We start from the raw sequence: 6,725 nt of genomic DNA on the forward strand, positions 1-6,725 counted from the left end.
AATAATTAAATTTATTCTACATTAATCGATCGCTCTATGTCAAGTTCTGCAAGCTTTACAGAATTTCGGCTTTGAATTTCAAATATCGGAATTGGGGTTAAATTAGTATTTTTTTGCATAACAAAATCGGAAGAGCCTGATATTCTTCGATTGAAAATTTTTTCGTGAATAACATTTTGTATTAAAAGCAGAGCTTAGCGTGTTTTTTTTATTTTTTTATTGTAGCAAAAAAATATTAAAAGCGATCCAGTTTTTTACTCATCGAGAGTCCGAGGCTTTTAGCAACGATCGAGAATTTAAATTGAATTACAGCAATATTTAAATTGAGTAATTTTTTGAATATTTAAGAATATTAAAAATACATTAAATTTTATGCCAGATTTGTTGCATTTCAGGGACGATCGCTAAGTACAAATACCTGTCGATCTCCCAAAATCTACCGATTAATCTAAAGAAAATCTGTAGTCCGCAACCGAGCGATCGGGGATCGAGAAAAGGGGTTTTAAGATAGAAAGCAACAGGCAAATTGCCTCGGAGTCGCGACCTCCGCCAGCGAAACCGCCACTTGGAGGAAACCCCATGACCCACGCCGAACCGTTTTCAATTCCCGAACGCGCACTCGATCGCGATTGCACCACCCTTTCGCGCCACGTTCTCCAACAGCTTCAAAGCTTCTCCGCCGAAGCCCAGGATCTCAGCGCCCTCATGAACCGCATCGCCCTCGCGGGGAAACTCACCGCCCGCCGTCTCAGCCGTGCGGGACTCATGGAAGGCGTTCTCGGGTTCGCCGGAACTGAAAACGTCCAAGGGGAATCCGTCAAAAAGATGGATGTCTACGCCAACGAGGTGTTTATCTCCGTCTTCAAACAAAGCGGCTTAGTCTGTCGCCTCGCCTCAGAGGAAATGGAAAAGCCCTACTACATCCCAGAAAACTGCCCCATCGGACGCTATACCCTCGTCTACGATCCCATCGACGGTTCCTCGAACATCGACGCCAACCTCAACGTCGGTTCGATTTTCGCCATTCGCCAACAAGAAGGTAACGACGAAAGCGGTGAAGCCTTGGACTTACTACAATCGGGGCGCAAACAACTCGCCGCCGGTTACATCCTCTACGGGCCGAGTACCGTTCTCGTCTACTCTATCGGAAACGGCGTCCACGCCTTCACCCTCGATCCGAGTTTAGGCGAATTCATCCTCTGGCAAGAAAACATCCAAGTTCCCAACCACGGAGCCGTTTACAGCGTCAACGAAGGGAACTTCTGGCAGTGGGACGACTCCATTCGGGACTATACCCGTTACGTCCACCGTCACGAAGGCTACACCGGACGCTACAGCGGCGCACTCGTCGGGGACTTCCATCGCATCCTGTTACAAGGTGGCGTGTTCCTCTACCCCGGAACGGTGAAGAAACCCGAAGGTAAACTGCGTTTGCTGTACGAATCGGCGCCCCTAGCCTATCTCATCGAACAAGCGGGAGGACGGGCGAGTACGGGAACCCAAAACATCCTCGATGTGGTTCCCGAGAAGTTGCACCAACGGACACCTTTAATTATCGGCAGTACCGAAGACGTTGCCCTCGTCGAATCGTTCATTCAAGAGGGAACGCGCCGAGAACAGGACAAAGTTTTGACCTAACAGACGAGGTGAGGTGATGAGGTGATGAAGTGATGATGGAATGATGAGAGCCGAAATGCTCTTGTACTGGGCTTTTCAACTTATCTCGAACTCGCGATCGACTCCAGTTTTAGCCTTGGTTCGCTCCGGCTCACTTTAGTTTGTCAAGTTCAAGTTTGTAGACTCCACACCGATTCAGTTATGACTACGACGAAAAATCCACTCTTCGAGCTGCAAAAATACGGTCAAAGCGTTTGGATGGACAACTTGTCCCGCGACGCGATCGCCTCTGGCGAACTCGAAACGCTGATTCGAGATCGCGCTGTACGCGGGATTACCTCCAACCCAGCCATCTTTGAAAAAGCGATCGCCGGAAACCAAATTTACGACGAAGACATCGCCGACGGCGTCAAAGCTGGAAAATCCGTCCTCGAAATTTACGAATCTCTGGTGTTTGACGATATTCGCAACGCCTGCGACGTTCTCAAACCCGTCTACGACGCCAGCCACGGCGTTGATGGTTACGTGAGTATCGAAGTTCCTCCCACCATCGCTCGCGATACTGAAAGTACCATCGCCGAAGCCCGTCGCTACTTTCAGACGATCGATCGCCCCAACTTGATGATTAAAATCCCCGGAACTCCCGAAGGCTTACCTGCCGTCGAACAGGCGATTTCCGAAGGAATTAACGTTAACGTGACGCTGCTGTTTGCCATCGACGCCTACGTTAACAGCTTCTGGGCGTACATTAAAGGCTTAGAAACCCGCGCCGCCCAAGGCGAAGATATTTCCAACATCTCCTCGGTGGCTAGCTTCTTCCTCAGCCGCATCGACAGCAACATCGACGCGCGACTCGAGGCTAAACTCGCCGAAACTGAGGATTCCGAAACACGGGAGAAGTTGGAATCGCTCAAAGGTAAAGTGGCGATCGCCAACGCCAAACTCGCCTATCAAGAGTACAACAAAATCGTCACGAGCGATCGCTGGAAAGCCCTAGCCGCCAAAGGTGCCAAAGTTCAACGACTCCTCTGGGCTAGCACCAGCACCAAAAACCCCAACTACAGCGATGTCATGTACGTTGACGAACTCGTCGGCGCTAACACCGTTAACACCTTACCGCCCAAAACCATCGAAGCCTGCGCCGACCACTGCCACGTCAGCAACCGCATCGAAACCCACATCGACGACGCTCAAAGGGTTATCGACAGTTTACTCGAAGCCGGAATCGATCTCGATGCCGTTATGGACGAACTCCTCGAAGAAGGCATCGACAAATTCATCAAACCCTTCGAGTCGCTGATGTCTTCCCTCGAGGAAAAAGTCAAGCAACTCGCGTTAGTCTAATTTCAAAAGGGGAGAAAGGGAGCTTTTACAGTGAACAGTGAGCAGTTAACAGTTTCTCACCTCCCCCTCTCCCCCTCTCCCTCTCTTCTCTTTATGATTGCCATTCAAGAAAATCCCCTTCGCGTCGGACTGCAACAGGATCGCATCCCCGAACCGCAAATTATCATCATTTTCGGCGCCTCGGGAGATCTCACCCAGCGCAAACTCGTTCCGGCGATTTACCAAATGAATCTCGAACGTCGGCTTCCCCCAGAACTGACCATCGTAGGGGTGTCCCGGCGCGAGTGGAGTCACGATTATTTTCGCGAACACTGTCGTCAAGGAATTGAAGAATTTGGCGGCGGACTGCAATCGGAGGATATCTGGAACAGCTTCGCCAAAGGACTGTTTTACTGTCCCGGTAATATCGACAGTTCCGAAAGCTATCAAAAACTCAAAGCCTTTTTAGGCGAACTGGACGAAGAACGGGGAACTCGCGGAAATCGGGTGTTTTACCTCTCTGTCGCGCCCCGGTTCTTCGGAGAAGCGACGCAACAACTCGGGGAAGCCGGAATGCTCGCCGATCCTCGCAAACAGCGTCTCGTCATCGAGAAACCTTTCGGTCGAGATTTGGCGTCGGCGCAAGCTCTCAACCAAGTGGTACAAAGTGTTTGTGATGAAAAACAGGTCTATCGCATCGACCACTATTTGGGGAAGGAAACGGTACAAAATCTGTTGGTGTTCCGCTTCGCTAACGCGATTTTCGAGCCGTTGTGGAACCGCCAGTATATCGACCACGTACAGATTACCGTGGCGGAAAAGGTGGGGTTAGAAGGACGTGCGGGGTATTACGAAACCTCGGGAGCGTTGCGAGACATGGTGCAAAACCACCTGATGCAACTGTTCAGTCTCACGGCGATGGAACCGCCGAACTCTCTCGACGCCGACAGCATCCGCAACGAGAAAGTGAAGGTGGTGCAGGCGGCGCGATTGGCAGATTTGGACAATTTGGAAAACGCCGCCGTTCGCGGACAGTACATCCCTGGATGGGTCAACGGAAAGCAAGTCCCCGGTTATCGTGATGAGGAGGGGGCTGACGAGAATTCGACAACGCCAACCTATGCGGCGTTGAAGTTATCGATCGATAATTGGCGGTGGAAAGGGGTTCCGTTTTATTTGCGAACGGGAAAACGGATGCCGAAGAAAGTGACGGAAATCGCGATTCAGTTTAAAGAGGTTCCCTATTTGATGTTCCAGTCAGCGGCCAAACAGGCGAATCCCAATGTCTTGGCCATGCGGATTCAGCCGAACGAGGGGATTAGTATGCGCTTTGAGGTGAAGACGCCGGGAACTTCGCTGAGAACGCGATCGGTGAATATGGATTTCCGCTACGATGCGGCGTTTGGTAAACCGAACACAGACGCCTATAGTCGCTTGCTGATTGACTGTATGTTGGGCGATCAAACTTTGTTTACCCGCAGCGACGAAGTCGAAGCCTCTTGGCGGGTTCTGACACCGGTTTTGGAAGTGTGGGACGCCCCCGCCCCACCGGATTCGATTCCGCTGTACGAAGCGGGAACTTGGGAACCGGTCGAGGCCGAACTGTTACTCAATCGCGACGGTCGCCGTTGGCGCAGGTTATAACGGCTGCAACTGAAACGGCCACAACGATCGCGAGTTTCGATGATTCGCCCGAGGTTGCCAGACACACTTTAGTTCAAGGATTGCGAGAACGATTTCTATGAATACGCCACTCGTTGCTTTACAGAAGCCCAAAGACGTTTCGATTGCGGAAGTCGAAGCCGAACTGAGTAAAATTTGGCTCGGTCAAACCAGCGGCCAGGGCGCACCCCTTGCCAGTCGCGCCTCGACGTTTAGTATGGTCGTCTACGAACCCGAGGAGTTCCAGCAGTTGTTGGCTGGGCTGGGGTTTTATGAGGGAGCGATCGATGGGATCAATGGGGAACAGACGCGACAGGCGATCGAAGCGGCGCAGAAAGCTTACGATCTCGATATCACCGGACATATCAACCCCAAAACCCTGGCTAAACTGCGCGAGGAGTTCGATCGCCTCCCGCCAGACCGACGCCAAATCAACAATCTCGACGCTCGAGGATTTCAAGTCAGCGAAGCGATCGCCGGACAAAATCCCTGTCGGATTATTACCCTCTGTCCGACCATCGGGGCTGAGGATACGGGCGTTACGGCGCAAGTCTCGGCCTACTGTCCGGTTCAGCGCAAGAGTTCTCAGCTTATTTGTTGTGAGTATCTGACGCTGCGGGGAACCAAAGATGCTTTAAACCGCGTTGGGGAAATGGTTTCCTCGTTGATGGTTCCCGATTTGCCGAAGTTCGTCTGGTGGAAGGCGACACCCAACCCGGAACAAGAGTTATTCCAACAACTGGCGAAACGCAGTCACTGCATTATCGTCGATTCGGGGTATTTCAGCGATCCCGAATCGGAATTGTTGAAAATGCAGGAACTCATCGAACAGGAAATCTATATCGCCGATCTCAACTGGCATCGTTTGTCAGCGTGGCAAGAACTCACCGCCGCCGCCTTCGATCCGCCAGAGCGTCGCGACTCTCTCAAGGAAATCGACAATATCACGATCGATTACGAAAAAGGCAACAATTCCCAAGCGTTGATGTTTTTAGGCTGGTTTGCCAGTCGCTTGGGTTGGAAGCCGATTTCTTATACGTCCGAACGGAACGATTACGACATTGCGCGGGTGTCGTTTCAAGGGGAGTGCGATCGCGAAATTCATGCCGAACTCGCAGGGGTTCCCGTCGGAGACGTGGGCGAAATTCCTGGGGATCTCGTCGGGTTGCGCCTGACTTCAGCTAATACTTGTGCCGACTGCTGTACGATTCTCTGCTCGGAAACGACCGGTTGTATGCGGATGGAAGCGGGCGGAAGCGCCCAATCTTGCCGCACGGAACAGGTGACGGAACTCTCGGATCAGAAGGCGGAATTGTTGATGGCGCAACAGCTACAGCGATGGGGACGCGACGTGTTGTACGAGGAAAGTTTGGCGGTCACCGCTCAGATTTTGAGATTGCGTTAGACCGAAAAGCGACAGGAGAAGCGATCGCTCCTCCTGTCATTTTGTTGAATTTATCTCTCTTCTGTCAAACTGGGGCTAGATGCGTGAAGTACCCGACGAGTAAAGCTTCGCATACAGCGCGGGCTTCCAGTTTCACCGGCCAGCACCGCCACGCCCGCGAACCCAGTTTTGGTCTTCGTTCTCTCGGATGCAAGCTCCGAGAGCTGCGAAGACTGCGTCTTACCCAGCCTCTGGATGTTTGGCTTGCCGCAAGCGACAGCCCTGACTCCCGTGACGCATGGCGTCACCCTGGCAACAACCCGTCTTCCACAGGTCGATCTTTGTCGCTTGTCTCAAGCACGGACTTACGGGTACCGTGAACGTTGAAGAAAACAGCTTCCCCGAGCTGCCGATCTGTCTGCGGCGAGAGGTCGTCCTCTACTTTGAAGCTAGCCTGTCTGTTCGATACGGTCGGGCAGGTCGTTGACCATCTCGATTATACCTTGCCGCTCGGCTATCCCGGCCGCCGCTGGCCTTCATCTGCAGCGCGGGGCTTCTCGCCGAGGGAGCTAATACGGAATCCGTGTACGAAAACCTGGCTATAATAGGGCTTGCTGAATAACTTCAAAAAACAGGGTACGGAAAGTTGACCAGAAATGGAACAGAGTTAAGCATAAGCTGTTTTTCGAGTATAAACTAGCTTGATATAACTCATCCTAATGATTGGAGACACAAACTC

Annotated in this window: 4 protein-coding genes; all 4 read left to right on the forward strand. The window is 51.9% G+C overall.

Annotated features, from left to right (window positions below; all coding sequences use genetic code 11):
- The first annotated feature begins 579 nt into the window (after positions 1–579).
- Positions 580–1,638: a class 1 fructose-bisphosphatase gene (fbp, locus tag POG22_RS19550; RefSeq protein ID WP_063716228.1), complete on the forward strand. Its 1,059-nt coding sequence runs from the start codon at positions 580–582 to the stop codon at positions 1,636–1,638.
- Between the two features lie 180 nt (positions 1,639–1,818).
- Positions 1,819–2,961 (forward strand): transaldolase, encoded by a 1,143-nt coding sequence (gene tal / locus POG22_RS19555; protein WP_063716227.1) that lies wholly within the window; start codon positions 1,819–1,821, stop codon positions 2,959–2,961.
- Positions 2,962–3,054: 93 nt separating this feature from the next.
- A complete protein-coding gene (gene zwf, locus POG22_RS19560; protein ID WP_498906872.1) occupies positions 3,055–4,584 on the forward strand; it encodes a glucose-6-phosphate dehydrogenase in 1,530 nt (509 codons plus the stop codon).
- A 97-nt stretch (positions 4,585–4,681) separates the two neighbouring features.
- Positions 4,682–6,007 carry a glucose-6-phosphate dehydrogenase assembly protein OpcA gene (opcA, locus tag POG22_RS19565; RefSeq protein ID WP_498906873.1) on the forward strand — a complete coding sequence of 442 codons (1,326 nt, stop codon included), beginning with the start codon at positions 4,682–4,684 and terminating at the stop codon, positions 6,005–6,007.
- The last annotated feature ends 718 nt before the right edge of the window (positions 6,008–6,725 follow it).

This window comes from Geitlerinema sp. CS-897, assembly GCF_028368005.1.
In the GTDB taxonomy this organism is placed as follows: domain Bacteria; phylum Cyanobacteriota; class Cyanobacteriia; order Cyanobacteriales; family Geitlerinemataceae; genus Baaleninema; species Baaleninema simplex.